This is a genomic window from Serinibacter arcticus (assembly GCF_003121705.1).
GTDB lineage: Bacteria > Actinomycetota > Actinomycetes > Actinomycetales > Beutenbergiaceae > Litorihabitans.
The window spans coordinates 1,162,902-1,183,913 of the sequence record NZ_PYHR01000002.1 but is presented as its reverse complement, the minus strand read 5'-3'; the positions used below and the strand labels follow the sequence as shown (position 1 = coordinate 1,183,913).

General features: G+C 72.9%; 14 protein-coding genes and 1 tRNA gene. 8 read left to right on the top strand and 7 right to left on the bottom strand.

Features of this window, described 5'->3' with window-relative positions; all coding sequences use genetic code 11:
* Positions 1–80 precede the first annotated feature (80 nt).
* From C8046_RS05355 to C8046_RS05345, 3 genes are read left to right on the top strand one after another with little or no spacing between them, the layout of a single operon-like run.
* Entirely contained in the window at positions 81–1,883 is a 1,803-nt protein-coding gene (locus tag C8046_RS05355; protein ID WP_109228561.1) for a ribonucleoside triphosphate reductase, read from the top strand.
* On the top strand, positions 1,880–2,602 hold the full coding sequence (locus C8046_RS05350) for an anaerobic ribonucleoside-triphosphate reductase activating protein (RefSeq protein WP_109228560.1): 723 nt from the start codon (positions 1,880–1,882) through the stop codon (positions 2,600–2,602). Before C8046_RS05355 ends, C8046_RS05350 begins: the two co-directional genes overlap by 4 nt.
* A 54-nt stretch (positions 2,603–2,656) precedes the next feature.
* Positions 2,657–3,142: an SRPBCC family protein gene (locus C8046_RS05345; protein WP_109228559.1), complete on the top strand. Its 486-nt coding sequence runs from the start codon at positions 2,657–2,659 to the stop codon at positions 3,140–3,142.
* A gap of 43 nt (positions 3,143–3,185) precedes the next feature.
* Here the strand turns inward: C8046_RS05345 and C8046_RS05340 are convergent, their stop codons facing one another.
* Entirely contained in the window at positions 3,186–4,097 is a 912-nt protein-coding gene (locus C8046_RS05340) for a sulfurtransferase (RefSeq protein ID WP_109228558.1), read from the bottom strand.
* A gap of 173 nt (positions 4,098–4,270) precedes the next feature.
* Between C8046_RS05340 and C8046_RS05335 the strand changes: the two genes are divergently transcribed.
* The 4 genes from C8046_RS05335 to metH all read left to right on the top strand — a co-directional run bounded on the left by C8046_RS05335 (position 4,271) and on the right by metH (position 10,547).
* Positions 4,271–4,723: a SufE family protein gene (locus tag C8046_RS05335; protein WP_235866133.1), complete on the top strand. Its 453-nt coding sequence runs from the start codon at positions 4,271–4,273 to the stop codon at positions 4,721–4,723.
* Positions 4,724–4,882: 159 nt separating this feature from the next.
* Positions 4,883–6,394: a GH1 family beta-glucosidase gene (locus C8046_RS05330; protein ID WP_199224397.1), complete on the top strand. Its 1,512-nt coding sequence runs from the start codon at positions 4,883–4,885 to the stop codon at positions 6,392–6,394.
* A 4-nt stretch (positions 6,395–6,398) separates the two neighbouring features.
* The gene (locus C8046_RS05325; RefSeq protein WP_109228557.1) at positions 6,399–6,881 is read left to right on the top strand and encodes an SRPBCC family protein; all 483 of its coding nucleotides are present in this window, start codon (positions 6,399–6,401) and stop codon (positions 6,879–6,881) included.
* 129 nt (positions 6,882–7,010) lie between these two features.
* Positions 7,011–10,547: a methionine synthase gene (gene metH, locus C8046_RS05320; protein ID WP_109228556.1), complete on the top strand. Its 3,537-nt coding sequence runs from the start codon at positions 7,011–7,013 to the stop codon at positions 10,545–10,547.
* Between the two features lie 87 nt (positions 10,548–10,634).
* On the opposite strand, the gene C8046_RS05315 is transcribed toward metH, so the two are convergent.
* The 6 genes from C8046_RS05315 to C8046_RS05295 all read right to left on the bottom strand — a co-directional run bounded on the left by C8046_RS05315 (position 10,635) and on the right by C8046_RS05295 (position 20,463).
* Positions 10,635–11,450, bottom strand: coding sequence for an ECF transporter S component (locus tag C8046_RS05315; protein WP_109228555.1), 816 nt, complete (start codon positions 11,448–11,450; stop codon positions 10,635–10,637).
* The gene (locus C8046_RS05310; protein ID WP_158277134.1) at positions 11,447–13,498 is read right to left on the bottom strand and encodes an ATP-binding cassette domain-containing protein; all 2,052 of its coding nucleotides are present in this window, start codon (positions 13,496–13,498) and stop codon (positions 11,447–11,449) included. The genes C8046_RS05315 and C8046_RS05310 overlap by 4 nt, the downstream gene beginning before the upstream one ends.
* 35 nt (positions 13,499–13,533) lie before the next feature.
* A complete protein-coding gene (locus C8046_RS18335; RefSeq protein ID WP_158277133.1) occupies positions 13,534–14,220 on the bottom strand; it encodes a hypothetical protein in 687 nt (228 codons plus the stop codon).
* 67 nt (positions 14,221–14,287) lie between these two features.
* The gene (locus C8046_RS05305) at positions 14,288–14,587 is read right to left on the bottom strand and encodes a DUF1905 domain-containing protein (protein ID WP_109228553.1); all 300 of its coding nucleotides are present in this window, start codon (positions 14,585–14,587) and stop codon (positions 14,288–14,290) included.
* A gap of 134 nt (positions 14,588–14,721) precedes the next feature.
* A complete protein-coding gene (locus C8046_RS05300) occupies positions 14,722–16,011 on the bottom strand; it encodes a Glu/Leu/Phe/Val family dehydrogenase (protein WP_109228552.1) in 1,290 nt (429 codons plus the stop codon).
* A gap of 297 nt (positions 16,012–16,308) precedes the next feature.
* Entirely contained in the window at positions 16,309–20,463 is a 4,155-nt protein-coding gene (locus C8046_RS05295) for an Ig-like domain-containing protein (protein WP_146197065.1), read from the bottom strand.
* A 277-nt stretch (positions 20,464–20,740) separates the two neighbouring features.
* Between C8046_RS05295 and C8046_RS05290 the strand changes: the two genes are divergently transcribed.
* A tRNA-Arg gene (locus C8046_RS05290) sits at positions 20,741–20,813 on the top strand.
* The last annotated feature ends 199 nt before the right edge of the window (positions 20,814–21,012 follow it).

The following is a 21,012-nucleotide window of genomic DNA, read 5'->3' as shown; positions in this document are numbered from 1 at the left end:
GATGTAGTGTCATGAGTGATCCTCGACTACTCCATATGGTGGTGGGCGTCACCTGCGCCGCACCCTGAGGAGTCGCCCCCATGCCCGTCCACGTCGATGCCGCAGCCACGATCGAGGAGTACCTGGAGCGGTCGGACTGGCGCGTGAACGCCAACGCCAACCAGGGCTTCTCGCTCGGTGGACTCGTCCTGAACACGTCGGGCAAGGTCGTGGCGAACTACTGGCTGGAGCGCGTCTACGCCCCCGAGGTCGGGCTCGCCCACCGCGAGGGGGCGCTCCACGTGCACGACCTCGACATGCTCGCCGGGTACTGCGCCGGCTGGAGCCTGCGGACCCTCGTGGAGGAGGGGTTCGGCGGGGTTCCGGGGGCCATCTCCTCGCATCCGCCGCGGCACCTGTCCAGCGCGTGCGGGCAGATCGTCAACTTCCTCGGCACGCTGCAGAACGAGTGGGCCGGTGCGCAGGCGTTCAGCTCGTTCGACACCTACCTCGCGCCGTTCGTCCGGCTCGACGCGATGACCTACGACGAGGTCCTCCAGTGCCTCCAGGAGATGGTCCACAACCTCAACGTCCCCTCGCGGTGGGGCACCCAGACGCCGTTCACGAACCTCACCTTCGACTGGAACCCGCCCGCCGACCTCGCCGGGCAGACGCCTCTGATCGGGGGCGAAGCGGTGGACTTCACCTACGGCGAGCTGCAGGCCGAGATGGACCTGATCAACCGCGCCTACATCGACGTGATGACGCGGGGCGACGCCGACGGGCGGGTCTTCACCTTCCCGATCCCGACCTACAACATCACCGACGACTTCGCGTGGGACAGCCCCAACGCCGACGCGCTGTTCGCCATGACCGCCCGCTACGGGCTGCCGTACTTCCAGAACTTCATCAACTCGGAGCTGGACCCCGGCATGATCCGCTCGATGTGCTGCCGCCTCCAGCTCGACCTGCGTGAGCTGCTCAAGCGCGGCAACGGGCTGTTCGGCTCGGCGGAGCAGACGGGGTCGATCGGCGTCGTCACCGTGAACTGCGCGCGGCTGGGCCACCTGCACGCGCACGACGAGGCGGGGCTGCTGGCCGAGCTCGACCGGCTGCTGGAGATCGGCCGCGACAGCCTGGAGGTGAAGCGGGTGGTGGTGCAGCGCCTCATCGACGACGGCCTCTACCCCTGGACGCGGCGCTACCTCGGCACGCTCGAGAACCACTTCTCCACGCTCGGCGTGAACGGCATGAACGAGATGGTGCGCAACTTCTTCCTGGACGCCGAGGACCTCACGACACCGGAGGGTCACGCGCTCGTGGTCCGTGTGCTCGACCACGTGCGCGCGCGCCTCGTGGAGTTCCAGGAGGAGACCGGGCACCTGTACAACCTCGAGGCCACGCCGGCCGAGGGCGCGACCTATCGCTTCGCCAAGGAGGACCGGCGTCGGTACCCCGGGATCCTGCAGGCGGGAACGGCGTCGAACCCGTACTACACGAACTCCTCGCAGCTGCCCGTGGCCCACACGACCGATCCGTTCCTCGCCCTCGAGCTCCAGGACGATCTGCAGCGCAAGTACACGGGCGGCACGGTGCTCCACCTCTACCTGGGCGAGCGGGTGACCTCGGCGCAGGCGTGCAAGGAGATGGTGCGACGGTCGCTCACCCGGTTCTCCCTGCCGTACGTGACGATCACCCCGACGTTCTCGATCTGCCCGAACCACGGCTACCTCGTCGGCGAGCAGCCGACGTGCGGGACGTGCGTCTCGGAGGGACGGGGCGAGGTCGTGTGCGAGGTCTGGACGCGCGTCATGGGCTACCACCGGCCGGTGTCGTCGTTCAACATCGGCAAGAAGGGCGAGTACGCGGAGCGGACGCCGTTCCGCGAGCCGGCGCTCGCGTGAGGGCGGGAGCCGGTCCGGCGGCAGGCGACCTCCGGATCGCGGGCCTCGTCCCGCTCTCGACGGTCGACTGGCCGGACCGCCTGGTCGCCACGGTCTTCCTCCAGGGCTGCCCGTGGCGGTGCCGGTACTGCCACAACCCCGACCTCCTCCCGTCCCGCACCCTGGGTACGGTGTCCTGGGGCGAGGTCGCGGCGCTGCTGGACCGTCGGCACGGACTGCTCGACGGCGTGGTGTTCACCGGCGGCGAGCCCACCCGCCAGCCCGCACTCGTCGCAGCGGTGAGCCGGGTGCGGGAGGCGGGCTTCGCCGTCGGGCTCCACACGGCCGGGGCCTACCCGGGGCGGCTGGCCGCGGTGCTGGACGAGCTCGACTGGGTCGGGCTGGACGTCAAGGCGCTGCCGGGCGACTACGCCGAGCTCGTGGGGACGGCGCGGGCGGGGGAGCGGGCGTGGCGGAGCCTCGGTCTCGTGCTGGACGCCGCGGGACGAGGCCTCGGGCACGAGGTGCGTACGACCGTGGCGCCGGGGATGGCCGACCGCACCCTCGCCCTCGCCCGCGAGCTGCGTCGCCTCGGCGTGCGCTCCTACGCGCTCCAGCAGGCCCGCGCCGAGGGAACCCTCGCGCTCGCCGACGCGCACCCGCCCGGGTGGGACGAGGAGTTCGCGGCGCTCGCGGCCGAGGTGACGGGGCTCGGGTTCCCCTCGCTCGTGGTGAGGTGAACGGTTCGTCGACCCGATCGACCGCGCGACACCGTCCGCTGGGATACTCGCCGGATGCCCGTCGTCGAGTCGTCCGTGGTCGTGCCCGTGCCGGTGGAGGTCGCGTTCGCGGTCTCGCAGACCACCGGGGAGATCCGGTTGCGCTGGGACCCTTTCATAGCGCGGCAGCGGTTCCTCGACGGCGCGACGGCGCCGGGCAAGGGGGTGCGGACCCGCACCACCCACCGCTCGGGTCTGTCGATGGTGAGCGAGTACGTCTCTCACCGGCCGCCCACGACCTCGGGCATGCGGATGGTCACGGGGCCGTGGTTCTTCGAGCGGCTCGCCGCCGGCTGGCGGTTCGTGCCCGACGGCGACGGCGCGACCCTCGCGACGTGGCGGTACAACTTCGTGTGCCGGCCGGCGTGGCTGGCCCCGCTGGCGGAGCGCGTCGGGACCTGGGTGCTCGGTCGCGACATCGACCGCCGGATCGCGGGCTTCGCGCGCGGGTGCGCGGACGCCGTCGTGGTCGAGGCGGCGCGGGCGTCGCTCGAAGGCTGACCCGGTCGCGACCTGACCCGGACGCGACCTGACCCGGACGGGGTCAGCGGGCGGGGGCGAGCCCCGGCTTGTCGCCCTTGACGATCGGCACGCGCACCGCGTTGCCCCACTCGGTCCACGAGCCGTCGTAGTTGCGCACGGCGTCGTACCCGAGCAGGTGGGTCAGGACGAACCAGGTGTGGCTCGAGCGCTCGCCGATGCGGCAGTAGGTGATCACGGCGTCGGACGGGGTCAGGCCGACGCCCGCGACGCCGTCGCCGTAGATGTCCTCGAGCTCGTTGCGCGGCCGGAACGACGCGTCCTCCGCGACGGCCCGGGCCCACGGGACGTTGGTCGCCGTCGGGATGTGACCGCCGCGCAGCGCGCCCTCCTCCGGGTAGTCCGGCATGTGGAGGCGCTCGCCGGTGTACTCCTGCGGCGAGCGGATGTCGATGAGGGGGTTGCCGAGGTGCTCGAGCACGTCTTCCTTGAACGCGCGCAGCGAGGAGTCGTCGCGCTCGATCACGGGGTAGGACGCGGGCGTGATCGGCGTCGTGTCGATCGTTAGCTCGCGGTCCTCGCCGATCCACTTCTCGCGGCCGCCATCCAGCAGCCGGACGTCGGGGTGACCGAACAGCGAGAACACCCAGAGGGCGTATGCGGCCCACCAGTTCGAGCGGTCGCCGTAGATCACGACGGTCGTGTCGCGCGAGATGCCGCGCGAGCCGAGGAGCCGGGCGAAGCCCTCGCCGTCGACGTAGTCGCGGACCAGCGGGTCGTTGAGGTCGAGGTGCCAGTCGATCTTGACCGCCGTGGGGATGTGGCCGGTCTCGTAGAGCAGCACGTCCTCGTCGCTCTCGACGACGACGAGGCCCGGCTCGCCCAGGTGGTCGGCGAGCCACTGCGTGCTCACGAGCCGCTCCGGGTGGGCGTAGTCCGCGAACTTCGGCTCGGTGCGATCGACCTCGACCGGCATGGTGATCCTCCCTGGGTGGCGACGACGCCGACCACCCTATGCGCCGCCGTCGCCGTCCGCGGAGCGACGACGGGGGTCCCGGCATGCGAGACGGGTCGGCGTCGGGCGACGACCGACCGCTTCGGGGGACGGCCGACCGCTGGGGCGGACCGCCGCGGTGGGAGGATGGCGGGGTGACCGACACCCTGCCCCCGGCGCTCGCGGCGATCCGCGAGGACTTCCTCGCGCTCGGCGTCGCCGACCGCCTGCAGCTGCTGCTCGAGTTCTCCCACGGGCTCCCCGACCTGCCGGAGGAGTACGCGGCGCGGCCCGAGCTGCTGGAGCCGGTGCCGGAGTGCCAGTCGCCGATCGCGTTCTTCACCGAGCTGGTGGAGGGGGACGACGGCGTCGCGCACGTCCGGTTCCTCGCCTCGGCCCCGCCCGGGGCACCGACGTCGCGCGGGTTCGCCGGGATCCTCGCCGAGGGGATCGACGGCCTCACGCCGGAGGAGGTGGCCGCCGTCCCCAGCGACTACCCGCTCACGCTGGGGCTGGCCGAGGCCGTGTCGCCGCTGCGGCTGCGCGGGATGACGGCGCTGCTCACCCGGACCAAGCGCCAGGTCGCGGAGCGGGTCGCCGCGCGCTGAGGTCGGCGCCGGATGTGCCCCGGGGGCGTCGGGAAGTGCCCCCTGGAGGGTCGGAAAGTACCCCCGGGAGGGGCGGGAAGTACCCCCTCGACGGGGGAGCGGGCGCGGGCGTGAGGGCCTCCCCGCGACGGCGCGCACCTCGGCACCTACACTCGCGCCGTGACCTCAACGACGCCGGACCCACGCCCCGTCTCGCCCTGGCCCGCCCCGGACACGAGCATCGCCCGCACCTTCGGGCCCGCCTTCTCCTGGGGAGTGGCCACCGCCGCGTTCCAGATCGAGGGCGCCAGCCACACGGACGGCCGGACCGACTCGATCTGGGACCACTTCGCCCGCATCCCCGGCGCCGTCGTCAACGGTGACACCGGTGAGATCGCCGACGACCACTACCACCGCTACCCGGCCGACGTCGCGCTCATGAAGGAGCTCGGCGTCGACACCTACCGGTTCTCGACGTCGTGGGCGCGGGTCCGGCCCGACGGCGGCGACCTCAACCCGGCGGGCGTGGCGTTCTACGACCGGCTCGTCGACGAGCTGCTCGCCGCCGGCATCTCGCCCTGGCTGACGCTGTACCACTGGGACCTCCCGCAGGCGTTGGAGGAGCGAGGCGGCTGGCGCCACCGCGACACCGCCTTCCTGTTCGCCGAGTACGCGATGGACATGCACGCCGCGCTCGGTGACCGCGTGAGCAGCTGGACCACGCTCAACGAGCCGTGGTGCTCGGCGTTCCTCGGCTACGCGGGCGGTCAGCACGCGCCCGGGGTGACCGACGACGCCGGCGCGCTCCGCGCCCTGCACCACCTCCTGCTCGGCCACGGTCACGCGATCACGGCGCTGCGCGAGGCCGACGCCGAGCTCGACCTCGGCATCACGCTGAACTTCTCGCGGTACGCCCCGCTGGACCCCGCCAGCGAGGCGGACCGCGACACCGTCCGCCGCCTCGAGGATGGCATGTACGGCTGCTTCACCGGCCCGATCTTCTCCGGCGCCTACCCGCAGACCTTCCTCGACGACGTCGCCGAGATCTGGCCCGCCGACCTCGTGCAGCCGGGCGACCTCGACGTCATCGCGGCCCCGATCGACGTGCTCGGCGTGAACTACTACAACTCGTGGGTCATCGCGGCGCCGGACGGTTCCGGCACCGTCTCGCCGTCGGGCGCCTCCGCCGACGAGGGCGTCTCGCCGTGGCTCACCGCGCGCGAGTCGCGGTGGATCCCCACGCAGGCACCCCGGACCGAGATGGACTGGGAGAACCACCCCGGCGCGTTCCGCGACCTGCTCGTCGAGCTCGACCGGGAGGTCACCGGCCCCGCCGGCACCCACCTCGTCATCACCGAGAACGGCGCGGCCTACCCCGACGACGTCCTGGTCGACGGCGCGGTCCTCGACCTCGACCGCATCACCTACCTGCGCGAGCACGTCGCCGCCGTCCACGAGGCGATCGAGGCCGGTGCTGACGTCCGCGGCTACCTGCTGTGGACCCTGCTCGACAACTTCGAGTGGGCCTACGGCTACGGCAAGACCTTCGGGATCGTCCACGTCGACCGCGACACGATGGAGCGCACCCCGAAGGCCAGCGCGCGCTGGTACTCCTCGCTGATGCACAGCCACCGGCTCGAGGCGTCCGGCGGCGACGGCGACGTCCCCGCCGGCGCGACGCCGACGGCCTGACCCCGTGCCCCCCGCGCGGCGCGCTCCTCGCGGCCCGGTCCACGAGCTCCGCTCGACCTGGGACCTCCCGGTCGACGCCGCGCGGGCGTGGGACGTGCTCGCCGTCGCCTCGCGCTGGGAGCAGTGGTGGCCGCAGGTCACCTCGCAGGTCCTGCGGCCGGGCGACGCCCACGGCGTCGGCACGCGCGGTCACCTCGTCTTCCGCGCGCCGCTGGGCTACCGGCTGCGGCTCGGTCTGGAGGTCACCTCCGCCGACCCGCCGCGCCACGTGGTGATGCGGAGCGTCGGCGACCTGGTGGGTTCCGCCGTCGCGGACCTGACGGAGCACGACGGCGGCACGCGCGTCGTCATCGACTGGCGGGTGCGACTCACGCGCCCCGAGCTCGTCCTGCTCGGCCGGGCCGTGCCCGTGCTCGCCGAACGCTCGCACGCGAGGGTGATGGACGACGGCGAACGCGGCCTGCGCGCGTTCCTCGCCGACGGCTGAACGCCCCTGACCCCCTCGGAACCCGCGAACTACACTCGCGCAGGTGAGTGCACCCCTGGTCTCGGCCCAGTACGACCTCGACATCTCCGGCGTCCCCGGACGGCCCGCGCGCAGGCGCTGTTGGACGAGATGGGCCGCCGCGTCGTCGTCGCCGACGGCGCGATGGGCACGATGCTGCAGGAGCACGACCCGAGCCTGGAGGACTACCAGCAGCTCGAGGGGTGCAACGAGATCCTCAACGTCTCTCGCCCCGACATCATCGCCGCGGTGCACGACGCTTACTACGAGGTGGGCGTCGACGCCGTCGAGACCAACACGTTCGGCGCCAACTGGTCGAACCTCTCGGACTACGAGATCGACGACCGCATCACGGAGCTCGCCCGCGAGGGAGCCCGGATCGCGCGCGAGCGCGCCGAGGCGTGGGAGGGCCGTGACGGCCGCGTGCGCTGGGTGCTGGGCTCGATGGGCCCCGGCACCAAGCTGCCGAGCCTCGGGCACACCACCTACGCCCACCTCCGCTCGACCTTTGCCGAGCAGGCCGTCGGCCTCATCGACGGCGGCGCCGACGCCTTCCTCGTGGAGACTTCCCAGGACCTGCTGCAGACCAAGGCGGCGATCAACGGCTGCAAGCAGGCCATCGTCGAGCGCGGGGTGCGGCTGCCGATCTTCGTCGAGGTGACGGTGGAGACCACCGGCACGATGCTCATGGGCAGCGAGATCGGGGCGGCGCTGACCGCGCTCGAACCGCTCGGCGTCGACGCCATCGGGCTCAACTGCGCGACCGGTCCCGCGGAGATGAGCGAGCACCTGCGCCAGCTGTCGGTGCGTTCGCGCGTGCCGGTCGTCTGCATGCCGAACGCGGGGCTCCCGGTGCTCGGCAAGAACGGCGCCGAGTACCCGCTCGGACCCGAGGAGCTGGCGGCGGCGCACGAGCAGTTCGTCCGCGAGTTCGGCCTCTCGCTCATCGGTGGCTGCTGCGGCACGACGCCGGCGCACCTGGCCGCGGTCGTCCGGCGGGTCGCCCGGCTCACGCCGGCACCGCGCGTGCCCGCCCCCGAGGCGGGCGTCGCCAGCCTCTACCAGCACGTCCCGTTCGACCAGGACGCGTCCTACCTCGCCATCGGCGAGCGCACGAACGCCAACGGCTCGAAGGCGTTCCGCGAGGCGATGCTCGAGGCGAACTGGGACGAGTGCGTCCAGATCGCGCGCAACCAGATCCGCGTCGGCGCCCACCTGCTCGACGTGTGCGTGGACTACGTGGGGCGCGACGGCGTCGCGGACGTCCGCGAGATCGTCTCGCGCTTCGCCTCGGCCTCCACGCTGCCGCTGGTCATCGACTCGACCGAGCCCGCCGTGCTCGCCGCCGGGCTGGAGCTGGTCGGCGGCCGCCCTGTCGTCAACTCCGTCAACTACGAGGACGGTGAGGGTCCCGCCTCGCGCTTCGGCCAGATCATGCCGCTGGTGAAGGAGCACGGCGCCGCCGTCATCGCCCTGACGATCGACGAGGAGGGGCAGGCCCGCACGCGCGCGGACAAGGTCCGCATCGCCTCGCGCCTGGTCGACACGCTCGTGGGCGAGTGGGGGATGCGGGTGGACGACATCGTCGTCGACGCCCTGACGTTCCCCATCGCGACGGGGCAGGAGGAGACGCGCCGCGACGCGATCGAGACCATCGAGGCGATCCGCGAGATCACCACGAAGTACCCCGGGATCCACACGACGCTCGGCGTCTCGAACGTCTCCTTCGGGCTCAACCCCGCGGCGCGCTCCGTGCTCAACTCCGTCTTCATCCACGAGGCGGTGGCCGCCGGACTCGACTCCGCGATCGTCGACGCCGCCAAGATCGTGCCGCTCGCCTCCGTGCCGGACGAGCAGCGCGAGGTCGCGCTCGACCTCGTGTGGGACCGTCGGCGCTACGACGACGAGGGCAACCTCACCTACGACCCCCTGGCCCGCATGCTCGACATCTTCGCCGGGGTGAACAGCGCCGAGCTGCGCGACGCCCGCGCCGCCGAGCTCGCCGCCCTCCCGGTGGGCCAGCGCCTGGAGCGCCGGATCATCGACGGCGAGGCCAAGGGCCTCGAGGCCGACCTCGACCTCGCGCGCGCCGACGGCATGACCGCGCTCGGCATCATCAACGACCACCTGCTCGAGGGCATGAAGGTGGTCGGCGAGCGGTTCGGTGCGGGGGAGATGCAGCTGCCGTTCGTGCTCACCTCCGCCGAGGTGATGAAGAGCGCCGTGGCGCTGCTCGAACCGCACATGGAGCGCTCCAGCGCGGCCGGCAAGGGCACGATGGTGCTCGCGACGGTACGCGGCGACGTGCACGACATCGGCAAGAACCTCGTCGACATCATCCTCACCAACAACGGCTACGACGTCGTCAACATCGGTATCAAGAAGACGATCAACGAGATCATCGCGGCGGCCGAGGAGCACGACGCCGACGTGATCGGCATGTCGGGGCTGCTCGTGAAGTCGACCGTCGTGATGAAGGACAACCTGCTCGAGCTGAACGCCCGCGGGCTCGCCACGCGCTGGCCCGTCATCCTCGGCGGGGCGGCCCTGACCCGGCCCTACGTCGAGCAGGACCTGGCGGAGCTGTTCGACGGCGAGGTCCGCTACGCCCGCGACGCGTTCGAGGGCCTGGCGCTGATGGAGCCGCTGGTCGCGATCGCGCGCGGCGCCGACCCGGCCGACGTCGGGCTGCCCGCCCTGCGCAAGCGCCGCCACGCGCCGTCCACCCTGGTGCTCACGGAGCCCGAGGCGATGCCGGCCCGCTCCGACGTCGTCGCCGACAACCCGGTGCCCGCGCCCCCGTTCTGGGGCACCCGGCTCGTGCGCGGGATCGCGCTGGCCGACTACGCCGCGTTCCTCGACGAGCGCGCGACGTTCCTCGGGCAGTGGGGTCTCAAGCCCGGCCGCGGTGAGGGCGGTGCGTCCTACGAGGAGCTCGTGGCGACCGAGGGTCGGCCGCGGCTGCGGTACTGGCTGGATCGGATCCTGGCCGAGGGCATGCTCGACGCCTCGGTCGCCTACGGCTACTTCCCGGTCGTGGCGGAGGGGAACGACGTCGTCGTGCTCCACCACGGTGACGACCCCGACGGCGTGCTCGGCACCCCGGGGCTGATCGCGCCCGACGGCGGGAGCGGCGGTGAGGTGGGGACCGAGCGGCTGCGCTTCTCCTTCCCGCGCCAGCGTCGGGACCGTCACCTGTGCCTGGCCGACTTCGTGAAGTCGCGCGAGAGCGGCCTGGTGGACGTGATGCCCGTGCAGCTCGTGACGGCCGGGGCGCACGTGGACCAGGTGACCGCCGAGATGTTCGCCCGGGACGCCTACCGCGACTACTACGAGCTCAACGGGCTCGTCATGCAGCTGACCGAGTCGCTCGCCGAGTACTGGCACGCGCGGATCCGCGCCGAGCTCGGGTTCGCGGGGGAGGAGCCGGTCGAGGTGGAGGGGTTGTTCAAGCTCGACTACCGCGGCGGCCGGTTCTCGCTCGGCTACCCCGCCTGCCCCGACATGGAGGACCGCCGCAAGGTGGTCGAGCTGCTGCGTCCGGAGCGGCTCGGGGTCGTCCTGAGCGAGGAGCTGCAGCTGCACCCGGAGCAGTCCACCGACGCATTCGTGCTGCACCACCCCGAGGCGAAGTACTTCTCCGTCTGACCCACTCTCGAGGGGGTACTTCCCGCCCCTCGAGGGGGTCTTTACCGCCCCTCGCGGGGGTGCTTCCGGTCGTCCCCGGGGGTGGTTTCAGCCGGACGCGGGGGTACGTCCGGCCCCCACCCTGGTCCGTCGGAGCGCGGCGAGCACGGCCGGTCCGGCCACCGCGATGCCGACGACGCTCGTGACCGCCCGGATCGTGTCCCACGTGAGCGTCGAGGTCACGAGCGTGTACCCGAGGAAGGACCCGACGTTCTGGGTCAGGGGTGCGCCGGGGGAGTAGCTGATCGACGTGTCCGGGCCGACCGCGAAGGGCCAGAACCACAGGTTCATGACGGCCCCGAACAGGTACGACGCGACGACGCCGTAGACCGCCAGGAGCCCGGCCTCGCGCCACCGCGCCCCGCGGGCGGACGGGACGGCACGGACGGTGTCGGCGTCGCCGCCCGACCGCCGTCGTCCGCCCGGCAGCAGCCCGGCGCCCGCGCCGACCCACGCGCACGCCACCATCTGGAACGGCGTCCACGGGCCGAACCCGCTGACGATCGACGACAGCCCGATCACCAGCACGCCCAGCAGGAACCCGAACCGGGCACCGAACGCGCGCCCGGCCAGGATCAGCACGACGAACACGGCCTCGACCCCGCCCACGCCCGTGCCGGCGATCCGCACCGCGGCCCCCACGGCGGTCAGCGTGCCGAGCATCGCCAGCGTGGTCGCGGAGCGGACGCTCCGGTCGAGGGCGACCAGCGCGAGCACGACGGCGACCGGCACCAGCCCGAGCGCGGCCCACGGGGCCGCGGCCTGCGCCTGCGAGGGCAGGGCCGGGACCAGGAGCGGCCACGCGAAGGCCGCCGCCGCGACGAGGTTGGCCAGCAGCATCGCCAGGCGTCCGGTCCGGGTCACGGGTGCACCTCGCTCGCAGCAGCGTCACCGGTCGCCGGGGTGTCGTGCCCGACGGCGATCCCCGGCACCGCGACCAGCGATCCGTCGCGCAGCGCGAGGGTCCGGTGCGCCAGCGCCACGAACGCGGCCTCGTGGGTGGCGAGGACGACGGCGGTGCCGGCCTCCGCCGTCGCCAGCAGCGCGGTCCGCACGGCGACCGAGGCGTCCGGGTCGAGGCCGCGTCCCGGTTCGTCGACGAGCAGGACGCTGGGGGCCGCCGCGAGCTGGACCGCCAGCACGAGCAGTCGGCGCTGCCCGACGGACAGGTCGCGGGGGTGGCGCGCGGCGAGTGCGCCGGCCGAGGCCCGGTCGTCGTTGGGAGTCACGCCCACGAAGCCGAGGAACCGGGCGAGGGTGCTGCCGGGGGCTGCTCGGACCAGCCGGTCGGCGCGCGCGGCCTCCTCGGCCACGGTGAGCCGGAACAGGAGGTCGTCGGAGGCGTCGGGGACGAGGGCGAGGTGCCGCGGACGCCTCCGACGACGCAGGCGGGTGACGTCCGCGCCGTCGACCTCCACCCCGGCGTGGGTCGGCAGCGCGAGGGCTCCGAGCAGGCTGGTCTTGCCGGAGCCGACGTCGCCCGTGACGGCGAGGATCTCGCCCGCGCCCACCGTGACGTGACCGTCACGCAGGAGCGTCCGCTCGCCGAACCCCAGATGAAGGACGCGCGCCTGCAGGACCGGCGGCCGGGGGGAGGTCGGTGCGGTCGGGGGCGGCGACGGCGTCCCCGCCCGGACGAGGGAGGCCGGGGCGGGCGCGGGGCCCGCGACGACGACGCGCGCCCCGCCGTCGCCCTCGGGTTCGACCACGAGCCGCAGCGAGACGTGCGGTTCGAGCTCCGCGGTGCGGTGCTCCGCGACGACGACGGTCCGCCCGTCGGCGACGAGGTCGGTCAGGGCCGCGACGACGCGCGCGCGAGCCGCGGCGTCGAGGTCGGCGAGCGGCTCGTCGACCAGGAGCAGCTGCGGACCGTGCGCCACGGCGGCGGCCAGCGCGACGAGGTGGGACTCCCCGGCCGACAGGTCGACGGGCGTGGCCTCCAGGAGCGCGCTGACGCCGAGCCGCTCGGCGGCGTCGTGCACGCGCGCATCGACGTCGTCGAGCCCGAGGACCTCGCAGCCGAACGCGATCTCGGCCGCGACGGTCTCCGCGACGAAGGTCAGCCGGGGGTGCTGCGGCACGACCCCGACGAGCCCGGCGGTGGTGTGCGGGAGCGCCGCGCGGTCGACGCCGAGCACCCGCACGGTCCCGGTGCTCCGACCGCCGTCCGCGTGCTGGTGCAGGCCGCTGAGCGCGCGCAGCAGCGTGGACTTCCCGGAGCCGGTCGCACCGGTGAGGACCACGAGCCGACCCGCGGGCACGGCGAGGTCGGCGCGCAGGCGCCAGTCGCCGTCGTGACCGAACGAGGCGTCGTGGAGCTCGACGGCGGGCGCCCCGGGCACGGCGACGGCGGCGGTAGCGGCGTCGCCGGCGAAGCCGCGCACCTCCATCGAGGCGCCGAGGGTGACGGCCCGCTCGACCGTGCGCTCCATCACGGGGACGAGGAGCGACGCGGCGCCGCGCTCGCCCCGCAGGCGCCGCGCCCGACGCACGTCGGTGACGCTCCGCACCAGCCCCGGGAAGGTCGCCCACGCGATCACCAGGGCCTGGCCCACCGAGCGCAGCGGGCCACCGCGGCTGAGGCGTGCGCAGAGCGCGGGGACGTCGAGCACGGCGTTGAGCAGGCCGAACGCCGCGATCACCGCGGCGATCGGCAGGGCGCTGACGACCGCCGTCGCCACGCCGCCGGTCGTGATCGGACCGAGGAGGACGACGTGGTCGACCGGCTCGGGGAGCCGGTACGCGGGGAGGTCGAGCAGCAGGGTGCCGTCGCGGTCGAGCCCGTCGAACAGACCGCGGTAGACCACCCGCGCCGCGACGAACGCCGCGGCCAGGATCGCCGCCGCCCGCAACGGCGCGAGCCGGAACCGCACGAGGCGATTCCGGCTCGACCGCGGGGCGGTGCGGCTCACGGGTGAGGCGTGTGGGTGGGGCTCGGGGGTGAGGCTCAGCCCGCGGTGTCGGTGTCGGGGTTGACCGGCTCGCCGTTCAGCGTGAACAGGAGCTCCATCTTGTCGCCGACGTTCAGCGGCTGGGTGTCGACGCCCTCCTCGGCGTAGCCCCACTGACCGCCGGTCGTGGCGATCCACATGGACCAGTAGGCGTTGGCGGCGGGCATCGCGGCGCAGGACTCGGTCGCGGTGCCACCGTTGCCGTCGGGGATCGGGAGGTCGGCGGCCGGGACGCCGTTGACGCGGCAGATGACGGCGTCGCCGTACTCCGTCGTGCCCTCCGTGGTGATGCCGGCGAGGTCGAGCGCCTCGCGCGCGGTGAGGGTGGTGTCGGTGGCGATGCACCAGGCGCCCTCGGCGCTCTCGAGGACGTCCTCGATCGCGTCGTCGCGGTCGTCGTCCAGGTTGCCGACGTCGACGGTGATCCCGACGCCGGTGCACTCCTCGGCGACGTCGTCGTCGGCGTCGCGGCCGCCGGTGACGCCGGGGGCGGCGGAGGCGGACGGGCTGGCCGAGTCGGTGGCGGACGGCGAGGCCGACTCGGAGGCGGACTCCGACGGCGAGGCGGACTCCGAGGCCGAGGAGGAGGTGGACGGGGCGGGCTCCTGCGAGCCACCCGAGGAGCACGAGGCGAGGACGGCCGTGACGGCGACGGCGGCGGTGAGGGTGAGAAGTCGGCGCATGGGCTGAGCGTAACGAGGGGGCTGCGGGATCGACCGGTCTGCCCGCACCGTGGTCGGGCCTGCGCGGTCAGTCCTCGAGGCCGACCAGCCGCAGCCCGACGTGCACGACGTCACCCCTCGCGCACCCCTGCGCCGTCCGGATCGGCTTCTTGATCGGCAGGATGTAGGCGCCCACCTCGAGGCTCGGGAAGAGCGAGGTGGTCCAGGAGCTCGAGCCGATCGCGACGGCGACCTTGACCGAGCCGAACCCGCCCTGGCTGCCGGCCGTGCGCTCGTCGATCTCGTCCGACATCGCCTCCGGGACGGTGACCACGTGCAGGCCGCCGCTGTCCAGGGTCCACAGCTCGGCGTCGAACTCGTAGGGCATGGTCGAAACCCTAGCGGCGGGCACCGACACCCACCCTCGGGCAGCCGCCCGGCCGGAAGGCCGCGGCGCCCACCGTCCTCCCGGACGGCGGGCGCCGTGTCGTGTCGTGCCGTGCCGTGCCGGGCAGGTGTCGATCAGGGGTAGAGGCCGCGCAGCTTGTGCGCCTCGGTGACGCGGGCGACGGCGAGGCACGTCGCCGCCTCGCGCAGCGACTGCTCGTGCTCGACGGCGTAGTGCAGGACGGCGTCCCACGCCTTCGTCATGCGCTCTGCGAGCTTCTCGTTCACCTCGTTCTCGCTCCACCAGTAGGCCTGGTTGGCCTGCACCCACTCGAAGTAGGACACGATCACGCCGCCGGCGTTCGCGAGGATGTCCGGGACGACCAGCACCCCGCGCTTGCGCAGGGTCGCGTCGGCGGCCTCGGTGGTCGGGCCGTTGGCGCCCTCGACGACGATGCGCGCCGCGATGCGGTCGGCGTTCGCCTCCGTGATGACACCCTCGATCGCCGCCGGGACGAGCGTGTCGACGTCGAGCTCGAGCAGGTCGTCGCCGCCGATCTCCTCCCCGCCGGAGAAGCCGAGCACGGAGCCCGTCGCGTCGACGTGGTCGATGAGAGCGTGGACGTCGAGGCCCGAGGTGTTGTGCACCGCGCCGTACACGTCGCTGACGGCGTGGACGCTGACGCCCTCCTCCGCGAGCAGGCGCGCGCCGTCGCGACCCACCTTGCCGAAGCCCTGGACGGCGGCCGAGGAGCGGCGCGGGTCCAGGCCCCGGTGCCGCATCGCGAGAATCGCGGTGTGGGAGACGCCGCGCGAGGTGGCGCTCGCCCGCCCGAGCGACCCGCCGAGGCTCAGCGGTTTGCCCGTGACGACGCCGGGGACGGTGTGGCCGTGGTTGACGGAGTAGGTGTCCATGATCCAGGCCATGGTGCGCTCGTCCGTGCCGATGTCCGGGGCGGGGATGTCCTGCTCGGGACCGATCAGCGGCATGATCTCGCTCGTGTAGCGGCGGGTCACGCGCTCGAGCTCGGCCTGGGAGTGCTGGCGGGGATCGATGGCGATGCCGCCCTTCGCACCGCCGTAGGGGACGTCGACGAGCGCGCACTTCCACGTCATCCACATCGCGAGCGCGCGCACCTCGTCGAGGTCGACGGCGGGGCTGTAGCGCAGGCCGCCCTTGGCCGGGCCGCGCGAGAAGTTGTGCTGGACGCGGTGCCCGATGAACAGCGCCGTCGAGCCGTCGTCGCGCCGCAGCGGGACGCTCACGGTGAGCTCGCGGCGCGCCGTCGCGAGCAGCTGGTGCATGCCGTCGTCCAGACCCAGGTGGTTCACCGCGAAGGCGAGCTGGGCGCGCGCGTCGTCGAGCGGGCCGAGCACGGGATCGCCGTGTCCGGACGTCTGGGTGACCGTCGTGGTGGTGCTCATCCAACCCCCAAGGGTGGGGCGAGCAGGGCGGACCGCCCCGATCGCCGATGATCGGACGCTCCGGGCGGTACCCGGCGCGCCGCCACGATACTCACCTTTCGGCCGGTCGCGGCACCCCGCCGCGCCGTCCTGAGAGCGTCCTGACCTGCGAAGACGCTGTCTTGAGCAGAGCGCGCCCCGCGCTTTGCCACCCGGCGGTGCGCCCTTGGCAGCGCGACGGCGGGGCCCGTGTCGGACCCCGCCGTCGTCGTGCTCACCGGCGGTCGCCCCGAGGAACGACCGCCCGTACCCGGAGACCTACTCCAGGTTGTCGAGACGGAACATGAACGCCGCCATGGCGTCACGGTTGACCGAGGCGAGCGGGCGGAAGATGGAGCTCCCGTCGTTGCCCGAGCCGTCCCAGCCGGTGGAGATGCCCTTCTCGGCCAGCCACGAGATCTCTCGGTAGAACTGGTTGGCCGGGGTCACGTCGGCGAACGCCGAGGTGGTGGGGGCGTCGTAGGAGGTGACGTCGGCGTACCGGAACAGGAACGCCGCCATCGCGTCACGGGCGATCGGGGCGAGCGGGCGGAACGATGCCGTCCCGTCCCCGTTGTCCCACCCGGTCGAGATGCCCTCCTCGGCCAGCCAGGCGATCTCCTCGTAGAACTGGTTGCTCGTCGGGACGTCGACGAACGGCGAGACCTCCGGGGCGACGTAGGCGGGGGAGCCCGCCAGACGGTAGAGGAACGCCGCCATCGCGTCACGAGCGACCGGCGTCACCGGACGGAACTCGCGGGTCCCGTCCGGCAACTCCCAGCCGGTGGAGATGCCGCGCTGGGCGAGCCAGGCGATCTCCGTGGCGAACATCGTCTCCGGGGTGACGTCGGCGAACGTGATCGGCTCCGTGCCGTCACCGACGGGTGCCGAGGTGCCCGCCGTGCCGTCCGTGAGGCCGTCGGCCGAGGCCGTCACCTCGACGGCGAGGGTCGAGCCCACCACCGTCGGGGTGTAGGTCGCGCCGGTGGCTCCGGCGACGATCTCGCCGTCGACGGTCCACGCGTAGACCAGCTCGGCGTCCGCGGGGTCGGTCGTGACGACCGCGGTGACGGGCTGACCGGTGACGGGGGCGACGTCGAACGCGACGCCGACGTCGACGATGCGCTCGATGGTGAGCGTGTAGGTCGCCGCCGGACCGTTCGGGGGTGTCACCACGACCGTCGCGACACCGCCGTCGCCCGCGGTGGGCTGGGTGACGGTGACCCGGGCGGCCTGGTCGACGCCGAACGCCTGCACGACCGGGAAGGCCGAACCGGTGCTCGTGGCCGTGTAGTCCAGGGTCCCCGCCGTGAGAGCGACCTCGGCACCGTCGATCCGGAGCGAGGCCAGGTCGGCGACGCCGGACGGCGACGGCGCGACCTCGAAGATCTCGACCTCCGACACCGTCAGGTGCGTGTTGGCGTAGGCGTTCATGACGACCCGGATCCCGGTGGCACGCACCGCGCTCCAGTCCGCCTCGACGATCGGGGCACCCGCGGGGGGCGTCACGACCGTGCGGTCGGTCTCGTAGCCGGGGGCGCGCGTCCACACGCCGGCCGGCGTGCGGTACTCCACGCGCATCGTCTGCGCCCAGCTCGTGGCCGAACCGTCCGCGTAGAAGTACACGTCGGTCCCGAGGATCGACTTCTCCGGGAACTGGTACGTCAGGGTGCTGGTCGCGGGCTTGTTGCTCGAGACCCAGTTCGACCAGCCCTTGTCGGTCCGGTTGCCGTTGCGGGTGCGGTCCACCACGAAGCTGCCCTCGGTGGAGGAGGCGCTGGCCGTGGTCGTGGCCGCCGGGGCGATGTTGGTGCCGGACGGCTCGGTCACGATCACCGAGACGAGGGCCGGCAGCGTGGCGCCGTCGGCGGTGGCGGTTCCCCGCACGGTGACGACGCCGGTGTCCACGAACGAGGCGTCCGTGAGGGCGGCGGTGTCCCAGGTGACGGGGGCGTCGAGCGTGAGCGAGGACCCGCCCGCACGAGCCTTGACCGTCGTGGGGAGCGAGGCGACGACGGCGCTCGCGGCGGTGCCGCGGGCGACCGTGATCGACGCCGGGTCGGTGACGGAGAGACCGGCGACCTCGACCGTGGCCGTGACGGCGACGGCGGAGCCGTGCACGTCGGTGGCGGTGCCGGCCACCTGGAAGATGCCGGGCGTGGCCCAGGAGGCGTCGTCGAACGCGTCCCACGTCACGGGGACCGGGCTGCCGCTGCCCCAGGAGTAGCGCGGCGCGACCGTGGCGGGCAGCACCGGCGCGACGCCGGGGTTGGTGCGGACGGCGACCTCGGTCGGGAGGACCTCGAGGTTGCGGATCGACCAGGTCTGGTTCGCGCCGCCGTTGGAGCCGTACACGCCGACGCTGGTGCCGTCGGCCGAGGACTGGCCGGCGACGTCGAGGGACTGGGCGAGGCCCGCGTTCACGAACGACCACGTGCTGCCGTTCGTCGTGTTGAGGATCCAGGTGGAGCTCGGATCGGCCTTCGCCTGGTCGAGCGTTCCCGTGGACCAGCGGATCCCGGCCGAGGTCGCACCGAGGTAGCGGCCCTGATCGTCCTCGAGGACGTAGGAGCGCGTGGCGTCCTGGTCGGCGGACGACGTGTCGACCTCGTGCACCGTGAAGGTCTGACGCGCCGCGGCGGTCGCCGTGGTGGCGAGCGTGCGGATGGTCAGTCCGGAGGTCTCCGCCGACAGCGCGCGACCGCTCTGCTGGCCGACGAGCTGGTAGGTGCCGCCGTCCTCGAGAGCGGCGGCGTCGTCCGCGACGCCGCTGACGCCGTCGATCACGAAGGTCGTGACCGACTTGGCGGGCACCGTGTAGGTGGCGGTCCGGGCCGCGACGTCGACGGCGACGGGCGCCTGCTCGACGAGCGCGTTGGCCGTGGGCTCCGCCAGCGACGGCGCCTGCGTCGTCACGTGGGCGGTGAGGGTCGCGTCGGCGTCGATCGTGCCGAACTTCGACAGGTCGACGACGACGGTCTGCTCCGTCGCGGCGGCGTTGGAGTGCACCAGCGTCGTCGACTGCCCGTCGGCGGCGACGGCCGCCGTGGTGGTGGTCGACGTCGTCGGGATGAGGGCGTCGCCCGGGGAGATGAAGTGGGTGTAGTTGCGCAGGGTGTTGTACTTCGAGTTGACCTCGACGCTGCACTCGGGCGCGTTCGCCGAGACGCCGCCCGCGAGGGCGACCCGACGCGGGGACTTCCAGACCTCCTGGCCGTTCTCGACGTACGGCTTGCAGTCCAGGTCGATGAAGACCGAGCCCCAGTTGAGGTTCTCGCCGCGGGGGGCGGGCTGGTCCATGTTGTAGAGGTCCTCGACCGGCTGCCACAGCACCCAGGCGTTCGGCTCCAGCTCGCGGAGGTCGTCGTTGATGCGGGAGGCGATGCCGAGCCCGTTCTCCATCAGCAGCGGGTTCCAGCCGTTGACCCAGTTGCCCTCGATCTCGCTCATCCACAGGCTCGTGTCGGCCTGCTTGGCGAGGTCACGGACCACGAGGCGGCCGCTGGTGCCGTAGGTGTGGACGTTCATCTGCGCGACCTTGGCCCGGTGGGCGGCGGTGTAGGCGGCCCAGTTCGTGGCGAAGGTGCCGGGGTTGGTCTCGTCCATCGCCGAGATGAGGGCGCCGGTCGTCGTCGTGGGCTTGTTCAGCTCCGCGTCGAGCGCGTCGATGACGTTCGTCTGCCGGACGGGGCCGACGTGCATGCCCTCCTGGCGGCCGCCGGTCGGGACGCCGTTCGTGAGCGTCGTGCCCCAGTAGTTCGTGTTGGGCTCGTTGAACGGGTCGATCGTGGAGAACTCGATCCCGTACTCCTGCTCGAGGTGCTCGGTGACGGCCACGAGGTAGGCGGAGAACTTCGCGTCGGCGGCGGGCTTGAGCTGCTCGTTGTTCGCGTTGAAGCCGCCCGAGACGTAGCCGCTCTCCGTCATGAAGTACGGCGCGGAGTTGGCGAAGGCCTCCCAGTGGGTGATCTGGTCGTCCTCGACCAGGCGCTCGATCCACCAGCGCTGGGTCGCGTCCGCGTCCCAGTTGTAGTGGTCGGGGTTCGCGGGGTCCCAGGCGTTCAGGACGGCGTTGCGGTCGGCGTAGGCCGTGCTCGCGCCCCCGTAGGTGTTCTCGGAACCGCTGGGGTCGGCGGCCCACCAGCCCTCGACCGCCCCGCCGGGGCGGAGGTAGTCCACGACGTCGGAGGCGTGGCCGCCACCGACGTTGTAGCGCGCGATGTTGAGGTTCAGTCCCTCGTCGCCGAAGACCGCCTGGTACAGCTCCTCGCGCAGCTCGGCGGGGTAGCCGCCGGTGGCGTTGGCGAACCAGACGAGGCTCGTGCCCCAGCCCTCGAAAGGCTCGCTGGCGTACCAGGGGTTCGGTGTGATGGTCACCGTCTCGGCGGCCAGCGCCGGAGCGGCGGTCAGACCGAGCCCGATGCTGGATCCCACCACTGCGGTGGCTGCGGCGCAGGCGATCGACCTGCGCCCTTGTGTACTCGTCACTGTGCACCCTTCGTTGAGATGACGCGTGAAACCGGGCGCTGCGGCGGGGGCAGGTGCAGGGGGAGTGCGGGACGACCGTCGTCCCACGACCGGCGTGCTGCGCCTGTGCAGGGTCCGCGTCGTCATGTTGACGTCAACATGGCGACGTCACCATCGTAGGTTCACGGACGCGCTGCGGGCAACTGCTGGTCGCGGCGGACCCGCCGGTAGGCTGGGGTGATCCGCCCTCGTAGCTCAATGGATAGAGCAACGGCCTTCTAATCCGTAGGTTGCAGGTTCGAGTCCTGCCGGGGGCACCGTGCGCCGTGAGCGCCCGGGTGGGCCCCGCCGGGCCGGACCGGTCGCGGCTGGCGCGTCCGGCGCGGATACCGCTGCCGATCCGCGTGCGATGCGCCAGTCGTCGGGCGCTCGCGCGCGGAACGCGCCGGTCGGCGAGGGCCGGTGGCGGCGGCCGGGGACCGTCACGACGACGAACGGGGCCGGCCGGCAGCGCCG